Here is a 21,656-nt window from a genome sequence, read left to right as displayed (position 1 = left end):
TGTTATGGATGCTTATCCCTGACGCTCTTGGGATCTGCCCTTTAGGATAATTTTCATGAGCATAGTACGGCTTGAGCATGTTTTCAAAGAGTATACCCTCGGTGAACAGCAAGTCTGCGCACTTAACGACATCTCGTTGAGTATTGAAGATGGCTCCTTCATGGCGATCGCGGGTCCGTCGGGCAGTGGCAAGTCGACTTTGCTGAATCTGATCGGATGTATCGATACCCCGTCTCTTGGAAAAATATTTATAGATCATCAGGATATCAGCGGACGCACGCCAGATGAGTTGTCCGACCTCAGGGCGCGCGCTATCGGTTTTATTTTCCAGACGTTTAACTTGTTTCCCGTTCTTTCGGCTGCAGAGAACGTCGAGTATCCTTTGCTGCAATTCAAGGAGCTGAGCGTCACGGAGCGCCGCAGCCGGGTTTCAAAATATCTTGCGATCGTAGGTCTTTCCAGGTTCGCCCGCCACCGGCCCAACCAGCTTAGCGGGGGGCAGCGGCAGCGAGTGGCGATAGCGCGCGCGCTGGCAACGCAACCAAAGATCGTGCTGGCTGACGAGCCAACCGCGAATCTCGATCACAAAACCGGCGAAGGCATTCTGCAATTGATGAAGGATATCAACGGCAGCTTCAGGACAACCTTTATTTTTTCTACTCATGACCGGCGCGTCATGGAAATGGCTAACCGGCTGGTACGCATAGAGGACGGGCAAATCGTAAGGCATGAGGCGGAGGAGCAGGAGACCAGCTTGTCGGCCAAGCAGCGGCGCGAGAGGGATAATCCTCCGGATCGAGCTGCCGGTCAAAGTGAGACGGATGGAACGCAGACGTAAATTTGAATATTCCGCCTTTGTTGGCGCACTGATTGTTGTCGCCTCGCCGCTACTCAGCTTTGCCGGGTCTGAAACATCTCATTCCGGGACTCTCGTGGCCTACGCTCCGTCTAATTCGCTGTCCGACAATGAGGAAGGCGAGCCTTTATTCCTGTCCCTGTCTTTATCCATGACGCCGCCGTCCCTTCGTCAGACAGCCTTATCTCCCGCACCCCCCGTTAAAGATATGGATATTACGGCAGCTGATGGGGCTGAAACCCTTTCTTTGCCTTTGTCTCTATCCATATCTTCATCCTTGGTTCTGGCAGCTAAAGACATGGCCAAAGACACTGTAGATACAGATACGGTCGCTATTGGCAAAAAGCCCGGCGATGAACCCGTTTCGCGCGAGTCCCTATTCGGGGATGATGAACAGCCGCGAAAGGAGGCGTCATCCGAGCCGGCATGGAAGAAATTGGTGACCGGCTGGAGGGGATTCTCTCAACTGGAAATCGCGGATAACTATAGCAGCCCGGAGCATTTTTCCAAAGCGAAACTGCGAACTGAATTGTCGAGGACGGGACAATTCAACGAGCATATAAAATGGAAAGTAAGCGGCCGGTTCGATTATGACGCTGCCTATGATTTATCCGGCTTTTATCCCTCCGCAGTGCGGCAGGATCAACGCTATGACTTCTTTATTCGGGAAAACTATCTCGATATTTCAGCAGGAAACTTCGATTTCCGCCTTGGCCGTCAACACGTGATATGGGGCGAGATGGTAGGGTTGTTTTTCGCTGACGTGGTATCCGCGAAGGATATGCGCGAATTCATCCTGCCGTCATTCGATATAATGCGTATCCCGCAGTGGGCAATGCGGGCCGAATATTCAAGGAATGATACCCATGTTGAGGTGCTCTGGATTCCAGTGCCAACTATTGACGAGATCGGCAAGCCGGGCGCAGACTTTTACCCCGGTCCGCTACGCGCAAACGCTTCCTTCCTGGGGGAAGACCGGTCGGGGCGCAACGTCGGAAACTCGAATTACGGGCTTCGGGTATCGCAACTGGTAAAGGGCTGGGATATTTCGGGTTTTTACTACCACAGCCTGGATGCCGCTTCCACCTTCTACCGTGTCAGCGGGCCAACCGAGCCCCTGGTATTTCAGCCTCGGCATGATGACATCGATCAGGTCGGTGCAACCGTTTCCAAGGATTTTGGTTCGGTTGTGCTTAAAGGCGAGCTGGTCTATACAGACGGGCGCAAATTTAACGTCTCACGACCCACCGCAATGAATGGACTCGTCAGGCAAGATACCCTGGATTATGCAGTTGGCCTGGACTTCAACCTGCCGGCCGACACACGCCTGAATCTTCAATTTTTTCAGCGTGTTTTTTTCGCGTATGACCGCGACAATTTTTCAGACAGGGTAGAGAATGGCGCCAGCATTCTTCTCAACGCCAAGCTCTGGCGGAAACTCGAAGGACAGGCACTACTGATCCACAGCCTGAACCGCAGCGACTGGATGTTCCGCCCGCGGCTGACCTGGCAATTTGAGAGGAACTGGCGCTGGGCGCTGGGGGCTGACGTTTTTGGGGGAGGACCTACCGGCTTGTTTGGCCGTTTCCAAAATAATGACCGCGTCTATACCGAATTGCGCTATTCATTCTGATGCTATTGATTCCGTAGGGAAGGAATACAGACATCTTGGCGCCGGAAGCGAGTATTGGCGGGTAAAGCACGCCTTGCTTGGCTGGGCTTGATTTCAGGCCGAGCCAGAGTAACAAGATCGGAAAAATTAGCAGTATTTTCGTGCCGGTAATAGCCCCGATAAATGGTTCAACCCTACGGCATATCGAAATCAGAAGTTCTGCCGCAGCGCCTCAACCACCGGCGTCCGGGAAACATGCCTTGCCGGCAGTATAGCCGCCAAGGCTGTTGCAGCAATGCCAATGGCGCAGGACATCAGCAAGACCGGGGGGAGAACCTGGATGTGCGCGGTATAACCGATATTGGCGTTTGGAGGTGGGGGCATCGGAATGCCGATTGCAGAGATAACGAATGCCAGCGCCAGGCCAAGCGCAAGCCCGAGGCAACTGCCGATCACTCCGATCAATACACTTTCGGTTACGATCAATCGGAATACCAGGCTTCTACGGTTGCCAAGCGCCATCATCGTGCCAAATTCTCCCATACGTTCGAAAATGCTCATGTTTACACTGTTGGCAACACTCAACAGAACCATGACGAGAATGATCAATTGCAGAACGCCGAACTGGCCCTTATACATTTCCACGGTTTTTTCGTAAAAATCATTTAGTTCAACCCAGGTCTTGATTTCCAGACCCAATACGCCGAGTTGTTCCTTCAAGTGCGCTGCGACGTGATCGGTGTCACTGGTTTTATTCAGGGAGATCACGAGCGCGTTCACGCTCTCCGTGCCGAGCAATTCCTGGGCGGCCGCGAGCGGAATTTTTATTGCGCGGGCGTCATAGTCGTTGGAGAAGCTCTGGAATACCCCAATCACTTGGAGATCGATACTGTTCAGGGCACCCTCGAGGGAATTCGCAAGCACTGTCACGTAGTCGCCGGGTTTCAGTTTCAACCCCTGTGCGACACCCTGTCCGAGCAGGACGCCAAACGAATCCTTGTCCTCCAGTTGGCGTCCCGCGATGATGGAGACAGAGCTTCCAAGTACGGCTTCGGGCCCTGCTTCCACCCCTTCACCGATTATGGGGAGGTCACTGCGGCCATTGTTGAGCAGTCCGGAGAAATTCAGCCGCGCCATCACGCCGGCAACCTCGGCCTCGGCAGCAATGCTGCTTTTGATGGCGTCAGGCGCGGCTATCAGATATTTCTCCGGCGCACGGGCGCCCTCGGCAAAAAATCCTTTTTTATAAACCTGCAAATGCCCCGATTGGGAATGTATGAGCGCTTCGGATAGTTGCACGAAGATATCGTTTACCCAGCCGCCGGCAACGATAAGCCCCGCTACTCCGCCAATGATTGCTGCCAGCGTCATGGCTGTATGCGATTTCTGTCGAAAGATATTGCGCAACGCAAGCTTGAACATTCTTGGTAACTACCGGTTGTGCCTTAAGGCATCGACGATCTGCATTCTCGATGCACGCCAGGCAGGGTATACGCTCGCGATCAGTGTCGTGCCGACGGCAAGCGTGAGCGATTCCAGTGCGATGTCCCAGGTAACGAGAATCTGCCCGGTATAGCCCCGCGCCATCCCGGGAGGGGGCGGCATTGGAATCCCGGCAGCTGAGATCATATGGGCGAAAAAAATCCCCAGCAGCAAGCCTGATATCCCCCCAAAGCAGCCGATGAGAACCCCTTCGCTAATGAATAGACGCATAATGCCCATGCGCTTCACGCCTAGCGCCATGGAAGTGCCGATTTCCCCGATACGCTCCATTACGCTCATCGTCATGGTATTCGTAATGCTGAGAAGGATGATAATGGCTATGATCAGCCTGATACCGTAGATTTGCCTGGTGAACAGTGTGACAGTCTTGTTGTAGAAGTCGGCCAGTGCATACCATGGAACAATTTCAAGCTTTTCCTTTTGCAGCTTGTCGCGAAATTTCGCAAGCATGGGGTCTGTTTGCGCGGTATCGTTCAGTAACACCATCCAGACATGAGAACCTTTTGTGCGGAGCAATTGCCGTGCTGTTTCAATGGGCATGCGCAGCGCGGCGTCGTCGTAAGACTTGGTAACCGTGGAGAAAAGGCCGCGTATCGTAACCTCCACCGCATTGGTTCCTCTCGATGCGGTGGTCGCCAATAATATGACCTGGTCGCCAACGCCCACGCCCAGGTTACGCGCAAGGCCTTCGCCCACTATGATTCCCAGTGGATCGTCGAGGGAGAGATGCCGACCTGCGGAAATTTGCAAGGCATCGCCGAAAACCGTTTGTTGCCGGGGGTCATCGCCGTCACCGATAAACGAAATGGTCGCCTCACCATGGCTGATCAGGCCACTGAAAGAGAGGCGCGTAGCGACTGCCTTGATTTCCGCCGGTTCACCTGGTGTTTCGAGTTCGGGGACGGCATCCGGCAGCAAAAAGGCAAAGGGGTCCGCTTTTCCCGCGTCATGATAGCCTGGACGCACGATTTGCAGGTGGCCCAATTGCGATTTGATCGTGGATTCCCGAAAATCGAGAAAAATCCACTCTATAAAACCGTTCGCCAGGATGAGCGCCGTGATGCCGAACGTAACCGCTCCTACCGCGATCGCGCTACGGCGTTTTTGGCGGATGACATTCCGAAACGCCAAATTAAAGTCAAGCCAGAATATTCTCACCGGGTACAGGTCCTCGGTTCAGCCGGTATCGTCATCGGATGACGGGTGGCATGCACAGAAATATCTGGAGGGAAGGAAGCTGGCCATTGTTTTTTCCAGCTGTTAAGCAGGTTCATATGCATTGACCCTATATTCTGCCGCGGGTATATTGCACGAGGATGAGCCTGAGATATCGATTCTTCAGCTGCTTCACTAGATCGGATGCTCAACAGCAGGCTCTCGGAAAAGGTTCTCGTGAGGTGAGGGCGGGAGCCGAACCCAAATAAAGAGATTTTCACTCCTGCGGAATTATAAACCAGCGGGCCGAGCCGAAGTGTCGGGTTTTCTTACAGTCCTCCTCGTAGCTACTGGTAAATTCCTCATTTGAGGAAAAAATGACCTTAAGAGTCATCAGGTTAACGTTACTCTTTAAAGGTGGCACAGTCTGTGCTTAATAAGTATTGTCGGAAAAAGAAGTACCTGAAGTAACATGATTCAACATAATTTATAACGGAGAACATATGAAGTTAAAAAAATTAGCGCTTGCCACTGGTTTTGCCTTGGCGGCGATGTCGGTTGTCGGCACAGCGCAAGCCACCGCCCTGGCCACCTCGATATTGGATATCAGAAATCTTACTTTCCGGGATGGGGCGGGCAACATATTGGATAGAAGCGATTTTTCCGCAATCGGCCCCACGAATACGGCGGACATATCCACTTCGCTGAATGGGACAACCTTGAGCAATGAAATGACTCGTGCAGGCGAGGACATCGACATGGCTCACATAGTCCTGGGCACCCCGGTGCCGGGATACACTGAAAACAGCTACGCGGTCTACTCCAATCCGTCCGCGTCGACGTTTTCCCTGGCGGATCAGTCGCAATTCGGCTCGCCCATAACCGGCCTGGTAGTTAATGGAACACCTATCAGTGCTCCTGCAACGGCCTCGCACGGCGCCTATGTGGTTCTGGATAGCTTCGCTGATGGCAGCAGCACGGCCAACAATGGCCTGCAATCCGGCTTTGTATTCGAAATGGGCAACGACGGCGCGTTCGAGATCAGGTTCGATGCGCGCGCCTACCTGGAAGCCTGGAACGGCTCAGGTGAGGTGTTCCCCACCGCCGCTTCAGCAGCGTTTAACCTGACCTTCACCATTGACAATCTGCTTACGGGCGCCAACGTTGCCACCTGGTCTCCCGACGGTGTAAGCAATGCCGGCGGTGCTAGCGCCTTCGGAATTACTGCAGAGATCGATCCCTTCAGGTTAAACGATAGCGTCTCGGCCAATGCTCCCTTCCTTAATGATCTGGCTCGGTTCAGGGGCGCGAGCGAGGGGGTAGCATTTGACGGCGGTTGGAGCGCTACCACGCTGCTGACCGCCGGTACGCCTTATCAACTGACCATCAGATCCAGTGCTGAAGCGGATGCCCGCCAAGCCGTTCCTGAGCCAGCGACGCTGGCATTGGTTGGATTGGGAATTCTGGGCTTGGGCCTGAGCCGTCGCCGTCGCGCATAAGCTGCCAACCAGGAGTTTTATAAAAGGGGATCATAGTGATCCCCTTTTTTTGCCCAATGAAAATCCGTTATTTATCGAGATTCAGTACCAAGATTTTCTCGGGGAGGATAACAACTTATTGTTTCTAGGGTATGTAAAGACTATCGACAATAAGTGAACAGAATATAGTTATCGTGAACCTAAGCGTGCAGGATCTGCCGGGAAAACGGTTGCGTAGCGTTTCGGCCATGAATACGCTGCCTAAGCGTATGGGTCACCCTTTCCTCCTCATGCTTGGATAGAAAATAAGCATAAAGCGACCTTTCCCTCGGTTCGCACGAATCCACCACCAAAGCAATCTGGTCGTCAGCATAATCAAGATCCAGATGCATCAAGATAGCTGGAGCGTTGACCCGATGACACATGCGTTTTTCTCCGATCTGGCGGAGCCCCAGCATCTGTTTATAAAACCGTGCATGACGTGGATTGACTTCGATAAACAGGTCGGTCGCGCCGTGGAGGTTACGCCCATAGATATAAGCAAGGTGAAACAGCGAGGCCAATATTTCTTTTGAGCTATGCTGCGGGTCTACGGCGAGCTTGGAGAGCTCGCAGACGTTTCTTTGTTTTGAGCGGAAAACGTTGATTTCCCGTCTGTAAAGTTCGTCGGCAAGCAGCCCTTCCTCTGAATCAAGCCCCAGAGTGAGAGTCCCGACGGGATGCCGCTCGATCGATGCCTCAAGTGTGAATTGATTGGGGTTATGCGAAGAAATTACTGCGTTCTCGGTATGGTAGCCTCGCCAAGAATACATGCACTTGATCAGCTTGCTCACAAGGCTGCACCGTACAGGTGAATCAGCTAGACAGATATTATAGTTGCCTTGTCTCAAAACGCATCTCGGGTCAGACGTTTGAGCCAAAGAAGGTTTTTCTTCAATCCGCGGTTGACAGGGGGGAGCAAAACGGTCTTCAGTGGTTTCAACAGAAGACGCGGGTCGATGAAGACGAATGTTTTTGCCATTATCTAATTGCATGGGAGTAGTGTCCAGGGTTTTAATCGGGATAATTCAAGTCAGAAATACGACATTGACAACATGGCGACATGGGGTTGAAGCGACTCCCAACCGCGTCGTTCTCCTCGATGGATGAGTTATGTCATCTCGTTATGTATAAAGAATCAAGTCGAACCAGTAAAGGAGGGAATATTTGCTAGAGATCGCGTCAAACCCGCAAGGCAACCGTGTTCGGCAACCCGATTTTATCGTTGTGAACCTGCGTTGTCTTACGAGTGAGCAATAATCATGCCATATTTCTTCCCGTTTATTAACCGATAGTTACCGTCAGACCCAAGGCCTCAACTGTCGCTAAACATTCTCGAATAATGGATGGATGGTGATAACAGGCTGTATATAAACGTATATTATTGTCGCTAAAAGGAGACAATAATGGGCAGACGGGGCTGCACCTGCTATTTGTGGAAGACCGGGGAAGCCAGGGATAAGGAAAAGAGGATTACCAGCGGCGACCCATGGGCTTCTGATATTATGCATCATGGAGGCGCGGGTCATGGACTGAAGGCCAGTTACCTTAGAGGATAAGCCGGCGTGACGTTCAGTAAGAAGCAGACTGCGGTCTTACCCGTTTTTCTCGCCGTTGTCAGCGATGCGCTCGCACCCAGTCGCGCCATTGCACAAACAGGCCCAAGTCAAGCGCAGCAATGGCTGAGCGGTGCCATAGCGGCTCTGCCCAAAAATCATCTTGATCGAGACCGCACATATGGCCCCCGGCCTCTTCCAGAATAAGGCTGCCCGCCGCGTAATCCCACAATTTTTGCCCCCCATGCAGGTACAGGTCAAACCGCCCGGCGGCGGTATAACACCATTCAAGCGAACAAGAACCGTAATTTCGCTGTGACGAAAACGGCCTTGCCGCGCAGATTCCCTCTGCGAGTCTGTGGCTAAGGCGTTTCAAGTCCACGTTTGCCATCGCGCCTCGAAACGTTGGAACGTGTTCCTTGATCGGTAATTTCTCCCCGTTGAGATAGGCTCCTTTACCCTGCTCGGCATAGAACATTTCGTCCGCGACCGGGTTGTAAACTGCGCCGAGCACGCTTCTACCCCGCCGCATCAGGGCCACCGAAACCGCAAAATAAGGCAGGCCGTTGACGAAATTGGTAGTGCCATCGATCGGGTCCATACACCACAACCCGGCATCACCTGCGTGCCAATGATCGACTTGCTCATGCTCCGTCATTTCCTCGCCGACCACCGGCCCGGGATAAATCTTCCGCAATTCGCGCGACAGCGTTTCCTGAGTGGCGATGTCGGCTTCGGTAAACAGGCTGCCGTCAACCTTGCGTTGCCGTGCCACCTTAAGATAGCGCGGCAGTATTTCCTGCTGTGCAACTGCTTTAACGGCAGCAATGACCGCGTCGAGCACCTGTTATTCCGTCCGCCACTTGATTGAACACCCAATGCTGGGAATCTGCTCATTGGGCCCTTGGCCTGTCTTCGCGACCTGGAGCATACCTTCGAAAAGGTCGCGCCGCGCGCCGGGAGGCGCCGCTTCCTTGCGCGAAGCATCCAGACGTCCGCGGTACTGTAGCTCGAGCCCATGATTGAAGCCAAAGAAATCAGGTGTGCAAACGGCGCCATATGCTTTGGCGACTTGCTGTGTCTCGTCCCAAACGTAGGGGAAGGAAAAACCACTTTCCTTTGCTACCCGTGCCATGTTATCAAATGAATCTTCGGGATACTCCGTGGGATCGTTCGACATGATTGCGATCGCGCCTATATCGTATTCCTGCAACTCAGCCACGTCGCGGACGATGCGATCACGAATCGCTTTGACATAAGGACAATGATTGCAGATGAACATCACCAGCAATCCGTTCTCGCGCCTGGCCGATGCCAGGTTATAGCGCTTTCCGTCTACTCCCAATAAATCGAAATCCGGTGCCTTCCAACCGAAATCACAAACAGGTGTTTCCAGGCTTGCCATAAATTATCTCCTGACTGATGATGCACCTGAACCTGCTCCGAGCATAACTTGCGGTAAAACATTGCCACTACCAGATATAATCGGTAGTAAAGCGGAAAGTTACTGAACGGCATGTTTCAGGCGGATCTACTTCGTAGAAAGCGAATACTAACATGAGCGAGGGCCTGTATTGCCTTGGTTTCCAAGATGACCCTTCCCCGATTTTACTGCCCCGGTGAAATCTGCACTGGCAAGGCAATGGAGTTGCCTGCCAGCGCCGCGCATCATGCATCACGCGTATTAAGGCTTGAAAGAAGCGCTAAGTTGACTCTGTTCAACGGTAATGGTGGGGAGTTCCTCTCGGTTATCGCGCATATCGGAAGAAATGTTGTCACCGTCATACCGGAAAAGCACCTGGATATAGAACGTGAGTCGCAGCTCGTCATAACGCTGGCCCAGGCGGTGTGTGCCAGCGAGAAAATGGATTGGATCATACAAAAAGCAGTGGAAATGGGGGTAAGCCGCGTTCAACCCTTGACTACAAAGCTAAGCGTAATCAAGTTGACCGGCGAGCGAGCGGAGCGGCGGATGAACCACTGGCAACACGTGGCTGTTTCGGCGTGCGAGCAGTGCGGCAGAAATCGTATTCCTCGGGTTCTGGCGTTGACATCGCTTCAGGCATGGCTCGGCATGCAAGCTGGCGACGACAGGAAAAATATTTCCGCCGATTTGCATTTGATGCTTTCGCCGGGAGCAAAAAGGAGTTTGCGTGATTTCCCCGGTCATTCCACAAGCGCCGCGATCAACCTGCTTGTGGGCCCGGAAGGCGGCTTTACCGCCGATGAGGAAGCAGCTGCTCTCGTGGCGGGTTTTGCGCAGTTGCGCCTGGGCACGCGCATACTTCGGACAGAGACTGCTGCACTGTCGGCTATCGCAGCAATGCAAACCCTGTGGGGCGATTACTGATCGGATAATTCCCGTCAGGCAGATGCACGACTTTGAGGTTTCGTTTCTTGAACGGTAAACTGTAGAGCTCACTTGAAGCCTGACTTTATCCAATCTGGCACGGCCACATGTCCGTGCTGCTTTCACATACCCACAATATAGTGAAGCTCAATGCCGATTTTGTAAGTTGGTTCCGCTCTGTAGCGCCTTATGTCAATGCGTTCCGGAATAAGATCTTTGTCGTCGCTTTTGGCGGCGAAGTGGTCGCCGATGGAAAATTTATAGAACTGGTACATGACCTCAACTTGCTCGCCAGCCTGGGTGTGCGCCTGGTATTGGTACATGGAGCCCGGCCGCAGATCGAATCAAGGCTCAACGAGCAGAAGTTGCAGACAACATATGTCAGAGACATGCGCGTGACCGACGCCGCGACGCTGCAATGCGTCAAGGAGTCAATAGGCCGGGTGCGCGTCGAGATCGAGGCATTATTATCAATGGGGCTGCCCCAGTCGCCGATGGCCAATGCCGCCATTCGGGTTGCCAGCGGAAATTTTGTAACCGCGCGCCCTATTGGCGTGATAGAGGGCGTCGACCTGATGCATACCGGAGAGGTGCGCAGGGTAGATACCGCTGCCATCCGTTCCCGGTTGGAGCAGGGTGAACTGGCGCTCCTTTCGCCACTTGGCTATTCGCCCACCGGCGAGATTTTCAATCTGACGCTGGAAAATGTTGCAGCTGAAACGGCAATTGCACTCAAGGCTGAAAAGCTCGTTTTTCTAATGGATGCCGAGGATGCCGAAGGCAGGGGAAAAAAAGGTTCTGGTTGCGCCGAAGTATTGCTGCCGCGAGAACTGACAGTGGATGAAAGCAAGGCGCTGCTGAAGAAAGATGCCGGTGAGGCAGCCCAACTTTCCGACGACGCGCAGTTGTATCTGCCCTTTGCGATACGAGCTTGCGAGGGCGGTGTATTCAGAGTTCATCTCATCAGCCGCCATGTGGATGGCGCCATACTCCAGGAGCTATTCACTCACAGCGGGATAGGGAGCATGATATCAAAGGGTCCGCTGCAGAATTTGAGGGAAGCGAGAATAGAGGATGTTGGTGCCATCCTGCAGTTGATCGAACCGCTGGAAATCGAGGGGACGCTGGTCCGACGCAGCAGGGAGTTGCTGGAAATGGAAATCGGCCGGTTTGTAGTGGTCGAACATGACGGAATGATAATTGGCTGCGCGGCGCTTTATCCGTTTCCCGACGAGAAAGCAAGCGAGCTTGCCTGTCTTACGGTACATCCTGATTATCGTAGTGGAGGTTGCGGCGACGCCTTGCTCAAGAATATCGAAGGCAGGGCCAGGTCTCAGGAAAGCAGGAAATTATTTGTCCTGACTACCCGTACCGCCCACTGGTTCGTCGAGCGCGGCTTTATCGAAACCGATGTAAGTGAATTACCTAAAGTCAAACGGGGACTATACAATTACCAGCGACGCTCCAAGGTTTTCGTAAAACAGATATAACAGGCAAGTAGCTCGCACCCTATCGCCCGCCGTCCTTACAATGGCGAGCGGCTGCCGCCGCGGATAAAAACGCAGATAACCCGGAGGAGCCCGAGGCTTTAAACTTTATCTATCATCATATCGGGAGACGATCTAATGACGAGGTTGGTCAATTGCATTAAGCTCGGGAGGGAATTGGAAGGACTGGATTTCCCCCCTTATCCGGGCGAGCTGGGAAAGCGTATTTTCGATAACGTATCGAAGCAGGCGTGGGCCGGATGGATAAACCACCAAACCATGCTGGTCAACGAGTACCGCCTGAATCTCTCCGATATCAAGGCACGCAAGTACTTGGCCGAACAGCTCGAGGCATATTTTTTCGGAAGGGGGGCAGAGCAGCCGTTGGGTTACGTGCCCCCCGCGAAGTAACACAGTGCATGATGCAGAAGGACGAAAAGTCTTCGCCTGGGACCTTGGGTTCGTTACGGCAAAAGCCATATAAAGCGGAAATGGCTCTGACATGACGAATTCCCAGGCCGGCAGCCAATTTCTCAATCGTGAGGTGGGACAGCTCGAGTTCAATCGGCGGGTTCTCGCTCAGGCTGAAGATAAGAGCACTCCACTTCTCGAGCGCTTGAAGTTTCTATGTATATTAAGTAGTAATCTGGACGAATTTTTCGAGGTTCGGGTCGCCGGACTAAAAGAGCAGATCAAGCTGGATACACCTGGATTCGGGCCGGACGGTATGTTGCCACGCCAGGTATTCAAGGTGGTATCCGAGCGGACTCATGCGCTGGTAGCACGGCAATACCAGTTGTTGAATCAGGAAATTCTACCCGGGCTTGTGGATGAGGGCATCCGTTTCCTGCGTCGTATGGCCTGGAACGACATTCAGCGCGAGTGGATCAAGGCTTATTTCTTCCGTGAGTTGATGCCGGTGCTGACGCCTATTGGTCTTGATATCTCGCATCCGTTTCCACGAGTACTCAACAAGAGCCTCAATTTCGCGGTTGAACTGGAAGGCAAGGATGCTTTTGGCCGCAGTTCGGGAACGGCTATCGTGCAGGCGCCACGTGTGTTGCCGCGCGTAATTCTGCTACCGCCTGAAATCAGCAGCAGCGAATATAACTTTGTGTTTCTCTCATCCATTTTGCACGCCCATGTGGGCGAACTATTCTCCGGCATGAGCGTAGTGGGCTGCTATCAATTCCGTGCAACCCGCAATAGCGATCTGTTCGTGGATGAGGAAGAAGTGAAGAACCTGCGCATTGCGCTACAAGGCGAGTTACCTCAGCGGCATCTGGGAAATGCAGTACGGCTGGAGGTCGCGGACAATTGCCCGCCGCACATGTCGGACTTTCTGCTCGACCAACTGGGCCTTTCGCGTGATGATTTTTATCAAGTGGAGGGGCCCGTGAATCTGGTGCGCCTGATGCAGGTCCCCGACCGCATCGATAGTCCCGGCCTGAAATATCCGCCATTCATTCCCGGCCTGCCGGTAACGCTGCAAAAGAAAAAAGCCCTGGATATTTTTCAGATGATACGCAGGAACGATATCCTTTTGCATCATCCTTTTCAGTCATTCCAGCCGGTAATTCATTTTTTGCAGCAGGCCGCAGCGGACCCCGATGTGGTATCGATCAAACAGACTGTATATCGCACCGGAACCGATTCCCTGGTTATGGCGGCCCTTATCGCCGCTGCGAGTAGCAGCAAGGAAGTCACCGTAGTGGTGGAATTGCTGGCCCGTTTCGATGAAGAGGCAAATATCAACTGGGCAAGCCGGCTGGAGGAGGTTGGTGCGCATGTGGTGTATGGGGTCGTGGGCCATAAAACCCACGCCAAAATGGCAATGGTAGTGCGGCGTGAAGAAGGGAAGCTGCGGCGCTACGTGCATCTGGGTACCGGCAATTACCACGCCAGCACGGCCCGCCTTTATACGGATTTCGGCTTGTTTACCTGCAACGAGGATGTCTGCGCCGATGTGAACGAGGTATTCATGCAATTGACTGGCCTCGGCAAGGCGGGAAAACTAAAATATTTGTGGCAATCTCCGTTCAGCTTTCACAGCCAGATGCTCGAAGCAATCGATAACGAAGCTCGAAATGCCAAAGCCGGAAAGTCCGCTCGCATTATCGCAAAAATGAACGCATTGCTTGAGCCGGAAATCATCAAGGCGCTTTATGCAGCATCTGGCGCGGGGGTTAAAATTGATCTCATCGTTCGCGGAGTCTGCGCCTTGCGCCCCGGCATCAGAGGATTGTCCGAGAATATCCGGGTACGGTCAATAATAGGGCGTTTCCTGGAGCATACACGGATTTTTTATTTTCGGCGTGGGGGTACCCAGGCCGTCTATCTTTCGAGCGCTGACTGGATGGATCGAAATTTCTTTCGCCGTATTGAAATATGTTTTCCCGTTCTTGAAGCGAGATTGAAAAAGCGCGTGCTTACCGAAGGCTTGAACGTGTATATCAAGGATAACAGACAGGCATGGGAAATGGACGGCCAGGGTAATTATCATCTCAAAACCGGCCGAAGGGGGAAACGGCTTTGCGCGCAGGAGGCCTTGCTGACGCAGCTCGCGGCGGCAAAAGAGGATTGATCTAATGGGATCAGCCAGGCTTTCGCCAGTTCTTTCATCACAGTAGGCCGGTTGTTCGTGTTGTTGCCTCCCTTGCATTCGTGGCATTCAGGGCATATAGCTGACGTCGCGCTTCTGCTGCCGAGGCGCAGAGGCTTGCTCGGCGGTTTCCGAGGGCATAGGTGAGTAAATACGGAAAATCAAGCCATGCCTACCGAAATTGAACTCAAATTGCGCTTGCCGGCGGATAGCATTGTCCGATTGCAACGGCATCCGCTGTTAAAATCCCTGAGTACTTCTCGTCCCGTTGCGGAAAAAATCCACACCGTCTATTACGATACTTCTGATTACGATCTCAAACGTAATAATGTGGCGTTCCGTCTGCGACGTATCGGCAAAAACTGGATACAGTCAATTAAAGGCGGAGGCAGCGCGGTAGCGGGATTGCATCAGCGCTATGAATGGGAAGCGCCTGTGTTGGGAGCGCAACCCGAGTTTAAAAAAATTCCCAATTCCGCTCTCGGCAGAATATTCGACAGCGATACCCTGTGCGAGCAATTGCGTCCTCTATTTACCACCGAATTCAAGCGTAGCACCCGCTCGCTGCGATTCATGGACAATACTGAAGCAGAGCTCTGCCTTGATCAAGGAAAAATCGTTGCAGGTAACGTCAGCATGCCGTTTTGCGAGATTGAACTGGAGCTGAAATCGGGCAGTCCACTGCCATTATTTCAGCTCGCCTTGGACCTTTTACCCGCTGTTCCCCTCAGGCTGGAAAGTGTAAGCAAGGCAGAGCGGGGCTACAGGCTTGCATCCGGCGATAAGCCACCAATGGTGAAAGCAGCGCAGGTTTCCATTGTTACCGAGATGAGCTCGGGTGAAGCGTTCCAGGTTATCGTCCGCAATTGCCTCGATCATTTGCACAGCAACGAGGCCGGTATGCTGGAGTGCGGCGATATCGAATACCTCCACCAGATGCGTGTTGCGCTACGCAGAGTACGTTCGGCCTTCAGTATTTTTTCGAAAGCATTTTCCAAATCTGCGTTTGTCCCTGTAACACAGGAGTTGAAATGGCTTTCGGGGCAACTCGGGCCCGCCCGGGATTGGGATGTGTTCGTAACTGAAACGCTGGCTGACATTTGCACGCAGTTCCCCGGGCACGCGGAGATGATGGTGCTGCAGGAAAAATGTGAGCAAATACGGCGCCACCACAACGATGTCGCCCGCAAGGCCATCGGATCTACCCGCTACACGGAAATGATGCTGAGGCTGGGCGCTTGGCTAAATGCAGAGTCGTGGCCTGTGCCGCCCGGTTTACCGGTTTCGACCGGCCTGCTTGAAGTCCGGGCAAAGATGCCGGCGAAAGAATTCTCAACAGGACTGCTCGCCCATCGTCACAAACAACTGAAAAAATACGGCAGGAAGCTGAAGAATCTAAGCCCGCGGGCCTTACATTCGATGCGTATCGTTGCCAAGAAACAACGTTATGCCGCTGAGTTTTTTGCGGCGCTCTACCCTCATGGCAAAACGAAGCGTTACATCAAGTCTCTGGCCGAGCTTCAGGATGTACTGGGCGGGATGAACGACACTGTCGTTGCCGGACAACTGCTGAGCGAACTGCCCGCCGGTGAAAACCGAAGCGGCGAGCATGAAGCCATCGGTATTGTTCTCGGCTGGGCCGCGAGCGTGGCATTAGCAGAAAAAACGAAGTTGAATAGGACGTGGGCTGGTTTCGAGAGAAACAGTCCGTTCTGGTAAAGCTTGTATCAAATCCTGCAGAAGAGAAAAGAGAAAAGAGAAAAGAGAAAAGAGGAAAGAGGAAGGCAGGAAACCGGCAATAGCATGGCAGGGCTCAGTTCCAGGAAGAGAAAAAAAGGCGATCGGATTGCTGATCGCCTTTTTTCATCCTGCCAGTTCCGATTGAGCTTAACACTCGTCAGGACCAGGCCGCGCGCGCCCGGAAGAGCGCTTCTGCGTTGTTATACAATTTACTTGATGACAGCTTTCAACTCGCCTTTGGCATATTTTCCCGCCATGTTGTCCAGCATCACAGGTTTGATTTTGGCGGCTTGACCAGCGCAGCCGAACGCCTCAAAGCGTGCTTTGCAAATATCTTTTGCCGCGGCGGTCGCATCCTTGAGGAATTTGCGCGGGTCGAACTCGCTCTTGTTTTTTGCCAGGTGACGACGGATTGCGCCGGTCATGGCAAGACGGATGTCAGTATCGATATTGATCTTGCGTACCCCGTGCTTGATGCCTTCCTGAATTTCTTCCACCGGCACGCCATAAGTTTCTTTCATTTCCCCGCCGTACTCACGGATGATGTCGAGCCAATCCTGCGGTACGGAGCTGGAACCGTGCATGACAAGATGGGTGTTTGGAATGCGCTGATGAATTTCCTTTACCCGCTCAATCGCAAGGATGTCGCCTGTCGGCTTGCGCGTAAATTTGTACGCGCCATGAGAAGTCCCGATAGCGATCGCCAAGGCATCCACACCTGTTTGCTTGACGAAGTCGGCGGCCTGCTCTGGATCTGTCAATAATTGGTCATGACTTAGCTTGCCCTCCGCTCCGTGACCATCCTCTGCCTCCCCCATGCCGGATTCGAGCGAGCCCAGGCAACCCAGTTCTCCCTCGACGGAAACTCCGACTGCGTGGGCCATCTCCACTACCTTGGCAGTGACCTCGACATTGTATTCATAAGAAGATGGCGTCTTTGCGTCCGCCTCCAGCGAGCCATCCATCATGACGCTGGAAAATCCGCTGCGAATGGCATTAATGCACACCGCTGGAGAAGCGCCATGGTCCTGATGCATGACAATGGGGATATGAGGGTATGCCTCCACCGCCGCGGCTATAAGGTGGCGCAGAAATGCTTCGCCAGCGTATTTGCGAGCGCCGGCGGAACCCTGCATGATCACCGGGCTGTCGCATTCATCTGCCGCCTGCATGATGGCTTGAATCTGCTCCAGGTTGTTTACATTGAAAGCGGGCAGGCCATAGCCATTTTCCGCCGCGTGATCCAAAAGTTGACGCAATGATACGAGTGCCATTTGAGCTTCCTCCAAGTTAGAATCAGTTATATCTTGAAACCGTAAATAGCGAACCGCTGCTGTGAAGGCCTGGAAGGTTCTGAAAGCTGAAAACAGAACCCCATCCTCCTGCGGGTTCCCTCAGGATTCAGGCTTCCGTTCGTGCTTCCGGTATTCTCCTACCTTGACGATTTTCATCGTATTGGTGCCACCGGCTTTACCCACCGGTTCGCCGATGGTCATGATGATCAGATCACCGTTACGCACGGCGCCGCGCTTGAGCAATTCGTTTTCGGCGTGATTCAGAATGATCTCGGGATCATTCGAACCCCCGCCGAATCTCACCGGATACACTCCGCGAAACAAAGTCATTTTGCGTCGCGTATCCTCTTGCGGGCTTAATGCAAAAATAGGTACGTTGGAACTTCGCCGCGACATCAGCAATACCGTTCTGCCGCTTTGCGTGAGGGCGGCGATCGCGCGTATCTTCAATCCGCCTGCCGTAAACATGGTCGCGCGCGCAATCGCTTCCTCTATGGTGTCCGGCAAACCGCCCTGAATCCGCCGGAGTTCACTGGCCACGAGATATTCCTTTTCAGCCTCAAGACAGACTCTGGCCATGGCGGCAACAGCTTCGACCGGGTACTGGCCAGTGGCGGATTCCGCCGACAGCATGACCGCATCAGTGCCATCCAGCACCGCGTTAGCCACATCGGATACCTCCGCGCGAGTAGGAATGGGACTGCTGACCATGGATTCCATCATCTGGGTGGCGGTTACCACCAATTTATTGTTGGCGCGCGCGGTGCGGATCATCCGCTTCTGCAATGCAGGCACCACCGCGTCGCCCACCTCCACTGCGAGATCGCCACGCGCCACCATGATGGCGTCAGAGGCCTGCAAAATGTCGTCCAGCGCCAAAATAGCCTCGGATCGCTCGATTTTTGCCATCAAAAGGCTTTTGCCGCCCGCCTCCCGCATCACGTCCCGCGCCCATCGCATATCATCGCCGGATCGTGGGAATGATACCGCGAGGTAGTCTGCTTTAAGCGCTGCGGCAGTCCTGATATCTTCCACGTCCTTACTGGTCAATGCAGGCGCGCTCAGTCCCCCGCCCTTACGGTTGATGCCCTTGTTGTTGGATAGCACCCCCCCCTGCTCAACCACGCAATACACCTTGCGTCCCTTGACTTCTGAAACCCCGAGCACGATGCGGCCGTCGTCCAGGATAAGGGTCGAGCCCGTTTCCACGTCATTTGGCAGTTCCTTGTAATCAAGTCCTACCCGTTCCTGATCGCCCAGATCACATTCGGCGTCAAGTATGAACCGGTCCCCGGTTTTGAGCAGAATATTACCTTTCTCAAACTTGCCAATCCGAATTTTTGGTCCCTGCAGATCCGCCAGAACACCCACGGCATGGCCGGCGGCACGCGCAAGCGAGCGAGTTAGTTCAGCGCATTCGATATGCTCCTCTCTCGTGCCGTGAGAAAAATTGACACGTATTACATCCACCCCGGCATTAATCATTCGCTCCAGTACCTTGGGGTCTCTGGATGCGGGGCCAAGTGTTGCTACAATTTTTGTTCTTCGGATCATCTTTGGGTAAGGTAAGGGGCGTACAAGATGCTCATACTGAAGAGTCGGCCCATCTCGTCAGCGTGCTCGCTGTTCAAGTATTTCCACAGCAGGCAGCTTCTTTCCTTCCAGAAACTCAAGAAAAGCGCCTCCGGCTGTGGAAATATAGGATACCTCGTCATAAATATCGTATTTCTGGATCGCGGCGATGGTGTCTCCGCCACCAGCCAGGGTAAAGGCTTTGGTATTGGCGATGGCCATGGCGATGGTCCTGGTGCCTGCGCCAAACTGGTCAAACTCAAACACGCCAACAGGCCCATTCCAGACCACCGTACCCGCATTCATGATGATGTCCGCCAACTCTTGTGCGCTCTTGGGACCGATGTCGAAAATCATCTCGTCATCGCCAACCGCACCCGCATCCTTGGTTACCGCCGGTTCATTCGCGTCGAATTTCTTTCCCACCACGACATCTGTTGCAACAGGGATGGAGGCATGGCGTTTTGCCATTTTATCCATCAGCATTTTTGCCGTAGGGATCAGGTCGTCTTCGCATAAGGATTTCCCGACATTCTTTCCGGTAGCCTTCAGAAAAGTATTGGCGATGCCGCCGCCAACCACGAGCTGATCTACTTTTTCCGACAAGGACTCCAGTACGGTCAGTTTTGTGGAGACCTTGGAGCCGCCTACTATCGCTACCATAGGCCGCGCCGGATCCAGCAGGGCTTTGGTAAGTGCGTCCAATTCTTCCGTCAGCAGAATCCCTGCACAGGCAACCGGAGCGTATTTTGCAATACCGTAGGTTGAAGCCTGGGCGCGATGGGCTGTGCCGAAGGCGTCCATAACAAACACGTCGCACAGCGCGGCATACTTTTTTGCGGTCTCATCCGCATTCTTTTTTTCGCCCTTGTTGATGCGGCAATTTTCCAGCACGACCAGCTCGCCTTCAGCAACTTCAAAGCCATTCTCCACCCAATCCTTGATCAGGCGCACGGGTTTTCCCAGCCGCTCCGAAATATTGTCGGCCACCGGCCTGAGCGAATTTTCCTCGGACCACACGCCTTCCTCGGGACGGCCCAGATGGGATGTCACCATCACCCTGGCGCCTTGTTCCAGGCAGTGATTGATGGTGGCCATGGAGGCGCTTATGCGGGCATCGGATGTAACCTTGCCGTCCTTCACTGGTACGTTGAGATCGGCGCGGATGAATACGCGCTTACCTTTAAGATCAAGGTCGGTGACTTTAATGACAGACACGAAAAACTCCAAGTTTTAAAGCATAAGGAAGTCCGGTGCGGTTCCTTATGATGAATTGAAGGGAAAGATGGGAGGTGAGGGGAAAGAAACCGGCATTTCGTCCCTCTCCCCTGCGGTGCATCCCTTTTTGTTACTTGTCGGCGATAACGCGAACCATCTCCAGAATCTTGCTGGAGTAACCCCACTCGTTGTCGTACCAGGAAACGACTTTTATGAAATTGCCATCCAGCGCCATTCCCGCTTCCGCATCGAAGATCGAGGTGGCGCTTTCGCCGCGAAAATCCGTGGAAACAACTTTTTGATCCGTATAGCCCAGCACACCTTTCATCGATCCCTCGGATGCCTTCTTCATGGCGGCGCAGATATCTTCGTAGGTCGCGTCCTTCTCCAGTTCAACGGTAAGATCGACCACCGAAACGTCAGAAGTCGGCACGCGGAAAGCCATGCCGGTGAGCTTCGTGTTCAGTTCCGGGATAACCTTGCCAACGGCTTTGGCGGCCCCGGTCGAGGACGGAATGATGTTTTCGAGGATACCGCGCCCACCGCGCCAATCCTTGTTCGAGGGGCCATCGACGGTTTTCTGGGTGGCCGTCGCCGCGTGTACCGTGGTCATAAGGCCCCGCTTAATACCCCAGGTATCGTTCAATACTTTCGCAACAGGGGCGAGACAGTTGGTGGTACATGAAGCGTTGGAAATGATGGCCTCCCCATCATATGTGCCATCGTTCACGCCAAATACGAACATGGGCGTATCGTCTTTGGATGGGGCCGACATGATTACTTTCCTGGCGCCCGCGGCAATATGTTTCTGGCAGGTCTCCTTGGTAAGGAAAAGGCCGGTAGATTCGATGACGACCTCGGCGCCAACTTCGCCCCACTTCAGCTCGGCCGGATCCTTGATTGCGGTGAGGCGGATCTTCTTGCCGTTGACAACAAGCGTGCTGTCCTCGATCGAGACGTCGCCCTTGAAACGGCCATGGACGGAATCGTGCTGCAGCATATAAGCCAGGTAGTCAGGCTCAAGCAGATCATTGATGGCCACAACTTCAATGTCCGGAAAGTTCTGCACTGCCGACCGGAATACCATCCGCCCAATACGGCCAAATCCATTGATACCGACTTTGATTGTCATTTTTTAATACTCCTTGGATAAAAAAAAGCCCAGGCGCAGGAACTCGTGCGTCCCGACGCGT

Annotated in this window: 17 protein-coding genes; 8 read left to right on the top strand and 9 right to left on the bottom strand. The window is 53.4% G+C overall.

The window, feature by feature from the left end; genetic code table 11:
• Positions 1 to 55 precede the first annotated feature (55 nt).
• A complete protein-coding gene (locus tag BMZ14_RS07245) occupies positions 56 to 838 on the top strand; it encodes an ABC transporter ATP-binding protein (RefSeq protein ID WP_074796199.1) in 783 nt (260 codons plus the stop codon).
• Complete coding sequence (locus tag BMZ14_RS07240) at positions 822 to 2,489, top strand: DUF1302 family protein (RefSeq protein WP_074796197.1); 1,668 nt, start codon at positions 822 to 824, stop codon at positions 2,487 to 2,489. Before BMZ14_RS07245 ends, BMZ14_RS07240 begins: the two co-directional genes overlap by 17 nt.
• Positions 2,490 to 2,678: 189 nt before the next feature.
• Here BMZ14_RS07240 and BMZ14_RS07235 read toward each other — a convergent pair whose 3' ends face one another.
• Together BMZ14_RS07235 and BMZ14_RS07230 are read right to left on the bottom strand one after the other, a co-directional pair.
• Positions 2,679 to 3,890, bottom strand: a complete 1,212-nt coding sequence (locus BMZ14_RS07235; protein ID WP_074796195.1) for an ABC transporter permease — start codon at positions 3,888 to 3,890, stop codon at positions 2,679 to 2,681.
• A gap of 9 nt (positions 3,891 to 3,899) precedes the next feature.
• On the bottom strand, positions 3,900 to 5,129 hold the full coding sequence (locus BMZ14_RS07230; protein WP_074796193.1) for an ABC transporter permease: 1,230 nt from the start codon (positions 5,127 to 5,129) through the stop codon (positions 3,900 to 3,902).
• Positions 5,130 to 5,629: 500 nt separating this feature from the next.
• Here BMZ14_RS07230 and BMZ14_RS07225 point away from each other — a divergent pair, with 500 nt between their 5' ends.
• The gene (locus BMZ14_RS07225) at positions 5,630 to 6,625 is read left to right on the top strand and encodes an EDSAP-1 family PEP-CTERM protein (RefSeq protein ID WP_074796191.1); all 996 of its coding nucleotides are present in this window, start codon (positions 5,630 to 5,632) and stop codon (positions 6,623 to 6,625) included.
• A 179-nt stretch (positions 6,626 to 6,804) separates the two neighbouring features.
• Here BMZ14_RS07225 and BMZ14_RS14640 read toward each other — a convergent pair whose 3' ends face one another.
• The 3 genes from BMZ14_RS14640 to BMZ14_RS07210 all read right to left on the bottom strand — a co-directional run bounded on the left by BMZ14_RS14640 (position 6,805) and on the right by BMZ14_RS07210 (position 9,604).
• On the bottom strand, positions 6,805 to 7,437 hold the full coding sequence (locus tag BMZ14_RS14640; protein ID WP_177186928.1) for an N-acyl amino acid synthase FeeM domain-containing protein: 633 nt from the start codon (positions 7,435 to 7,437) through the stop codon (positions 6,805 to 6,807).
• Between the two features lie 823 nt (positions 7,438 to 8,260).
• Positions 8,261 to 9,043: an inositol monophosphatase family protein gene (locus BMZ14_RS07215; RefSeq protein ID WP_074796187.1), complete on the bottom strand. Its 783-nt coding sequence runs from the start codon at positions 9,041 to 9,043 to the stop codon at positions 8,261 to 8,263.
• Positions 9,044 to 9,046: 3 nt separating this feature from the next.
• Positions 9,047 to 9,604, bottom strand: coding sequence for a thioredoxin family protein (locus BMZ14_RS07210; RefSeq protein WP_074796185.1), 558 nt, complete (start codon positions 9,602 to 9,604; stop codon positions 9,047 to 9,049).
• A gap of 186 nt (positions 9,605 to 9,790) precedes the next feature.
• Between BMZ14_RS07210 and BMZ14_RS07205 the strand changes: the two genes are divergently transcribed.
• The 5 genes from BMZ14_RS07205 to BMZ14_RS07185 all read left to right on the top strand — a co-directional run bounded on the left by BMZ14_RS07205 (position 9,791) and on the right by BMZ14_RS07185 (position 16,357).
• Positions 9,791 to 10,549 (top strand): 16S rRNA (uracil(1498)-N(3))-methyltransferase, encoded by a 759-nt coding sequence (locus tag BMZ14_RS07205; protein WP_074796183.1) that lies wholly within the window; start codon positions 9,791 to 9,793, stop codon positions 10,547 to 10,549.
• A 107-nt stretch (positions 10,550 to 10,656) separates the two neighbouring features.
• A complete protein-coding gene (argA, locus tag BMZ14_RS07200; RefSeq protein WP_074796181.1) occupies positions 10,657 to 12,039 on the top strand; it encodes an amino-acid N-acetyltransferase in 1,383 nt (460 codons plus the stop codon).
• Positions 12,040 to 12,174: 135 nt separating this feature from the next.
• Positions 12,175 to 12,447, top strand: a complete 273-nt coding sequence (locus BMZ14_RS07195) for an oxidative damage protection protein (RefSeq protein WP_074796179.1) — start codon at positions 12,175 to 12,177, stop codon at positions 12,445 to 12,447.
• Positions 12,448 to 12,538: 91 nt separating this feature from the next.
• Positions 12,539 to 14,620 carry a polyphosphate kinase 1 gene (ppk1, locus tag BMZ14_RS07190; RefSeq protein ID WP_074796177.1) on the top strand — a complete coding sequence of 694 codons (2,082 nt, stop codon included), beginning with the start codon at positions 12,539 to 12,541 and terminating at the stop codon, positions 14,618 to 14,620.
• Between the two features lie 186 nt (positions 14,621 to 14,806).
• Positions 14,807 to 16,357, top strand: a complete 1,551-nt coding sequence (locus BMZ14_RS07185) for a CYTH and CHAD domain-containing protein (RefSeq protein WP_074796175.1) — start codon at positions 14,807 to 14,809, stop codon at positions 16,355 to 16,357.
• Between the two features lie 230 nt (positions 16,358 to 16,587).
• Here BMZ14_RS07185 and fba read toward each other — a convergent pair whose 3' ends face one another.
• The 4 genes from fba to gap all read right to left on the bottom strand — a co-directional run bounded on the left by fba (position 16,588) and on the right by gap (position 21,595).
• Positions 16,588 to 17,652 (bottom strand): class II fructose-bisphosphate aldolase, encoded by a 1,065-nt coding sequence (gene fba, locus BMZ14_RS07180; RefSeq protein ID WP_074796173.1) that lies wholly within the window; start codon positions 17,650 to 17,652, stop codon positions 16,588 to 16,590.
• A 120-nt stretch (positions 17,653 to 17,772) separates the two neighbouring features.
• The gene (gene pyk, locus BMZ14_RS07175; RefSeq protein WP_074796171.1) at positions 17,773 to 19,227 is read right to left on the bottom strand and encodes a pyruvate kinase; all 1,455 of its coding nucleotides are present in this window, start codon (positions 19,225 to 19,227) and stop codon (positions 17,773 to 17,775) included.
• A 57-nt stretch (positions 19,228 to 19,284) separates the two neighbouring features.
• Positions 19,285 to 20,463 carry a phosphoglycerate kinase gene (locus BMZ14_RS07170; RefSeq protein ID WP_074796170.1) on the bottom strand — a complete coding sequence of 393 codons (1,179 nt, stop codon included), beginning with the start codon at positions 20,461 to 20,463 and terminating at the stop codon, positions 19,285 to 19,287.
• Between the two features lie 130 nt (positions 20,464 to 20,593).
• Positions 20,594 to 21,595, bottom strand: coding sequence for a type I glyceraldehyde-3-phosphate dehydrogenase (gene gap, locus BMZ14_RS07165; RefSeq protein WP_074796169.1), 1,002 nt, complete (start codon positions 21,593 to 21,595; stop codon positions 20,594 to 20,596).
• Between the last annotated feature and the right edge of the window lie 61 nt (positions 21,596 to 21,656).

Source organism: Nitrosospira briensis (assembly GCF_900115125.1).
In the GTDB taxonomy this organism is placed as follows: Bacteria; Pseudomonadota; Gammaproteobacteria; order Burkholderiales; family Nitrosomonadaceae; genus Nitrosospira; species Nitrosospira briensis_A.
Note: the sequence above shows the minus strand (reverse complement) of the source record. Positions and strands in the feature narration are given on the sequence as shown.

What these genes read in the sequence shown, in the direction of transcription:
- BMZ14_RS07245 (WP_074796199.1), top strand. Translation starts at nt 56, where the DNA reads ATGAGCATAGTACGGCTTGAGCATGTTTTCAAAGAGTATACCCTCGGT.
- BMZ14_RS07210 (WP_074796185.1), bottom strand. Translation starts at nt 9,604, where the DNA reads ATGGCAAGCCTGGAAACACCTGTTTGTGATTTCGGTTGGAAGGCACCG.
- gap (WP_074796169.1), bottom strand. Translation starts at nt 21,595, where the DNA reads ATGACAATCAAAGTCGGTATCAATGGATTTGGCCGTATTGGGCGGATG.
- BMZ14_RS07185 (WP_074796175.1), top strand. Translation starts at nt 14,807, where the DNA reads ATGCCTACCGAAATTGAACTCAAATTGCGCTTGCCGGCGGATAGCATT.
- fba (WP_074796173.1), bottom strand. Translation starts at nt 17,652, where the DNA reads ATGGCACTCGTATCATTGCGTCAACTTTTGGATCACGCGGCGGAAAAT.
- BMZ14_RS07195 (WP_074796179.1), top strand. Translation starts at nt 12,175, where the DNA reads ATGACGAGGTTGGTCAATTGCATTAAGCTCGGGAGGGAATTGGAAGGA.
- BMZ14_RS07240 (WP_074796197.1), top strand. Translation starts at nt 822, where the DNA reads ATGGAACGCAGACGTAAATTTGAATATTCCGCCTTTGTTGGCGCACTG.
- pyk (WP_074796171.1), bottom strand. Translation starts at nt 19,227, where the DNA reads ATGATCCGAAGAACAAAAATTGTAGCAACACTTGGCCCCGCATCCAGA.
- BMZ14_RS07235 (WP_074796195.1), bottom strand. Translation starts at nt 3,890, where the DNA reads ATGTTCAAGCTTGCGTTGCGCAATATCTTTCGACAGAAATCGCATACA.
- BMZ14_RS07225 (WP_074796191.1), top strand. Translation starts at nt 5,630, where the DNA reads ATGAAGTTAAAAAAATTAGCGCTTGCCACTGGTTTTGCCTTGGCGGCG.
- argA (WP_074796181.1), top strand. Translation starts at nt 10,657, where the DNA reads ATGTCCGTGCTGCTTTCACATACCCACAATATAGTGAAGCTCAATGCC.
- BMZ14_RS07205 (WP_074796183.1), top strand. Translation starts at nt 9,791, where the DNA reads ATGACCCTTCCCCGATTTTACTGCCCCGGTGAAATCTGCACTGGCAAG.
- ppk1 (WP_074796177.1), top strand. Translation starts at nt 12,539, where the DNA reads ATGACGAATTCCCAGGCCGGCAGCCAATTTCTCAATCGTGAGGTGGGA.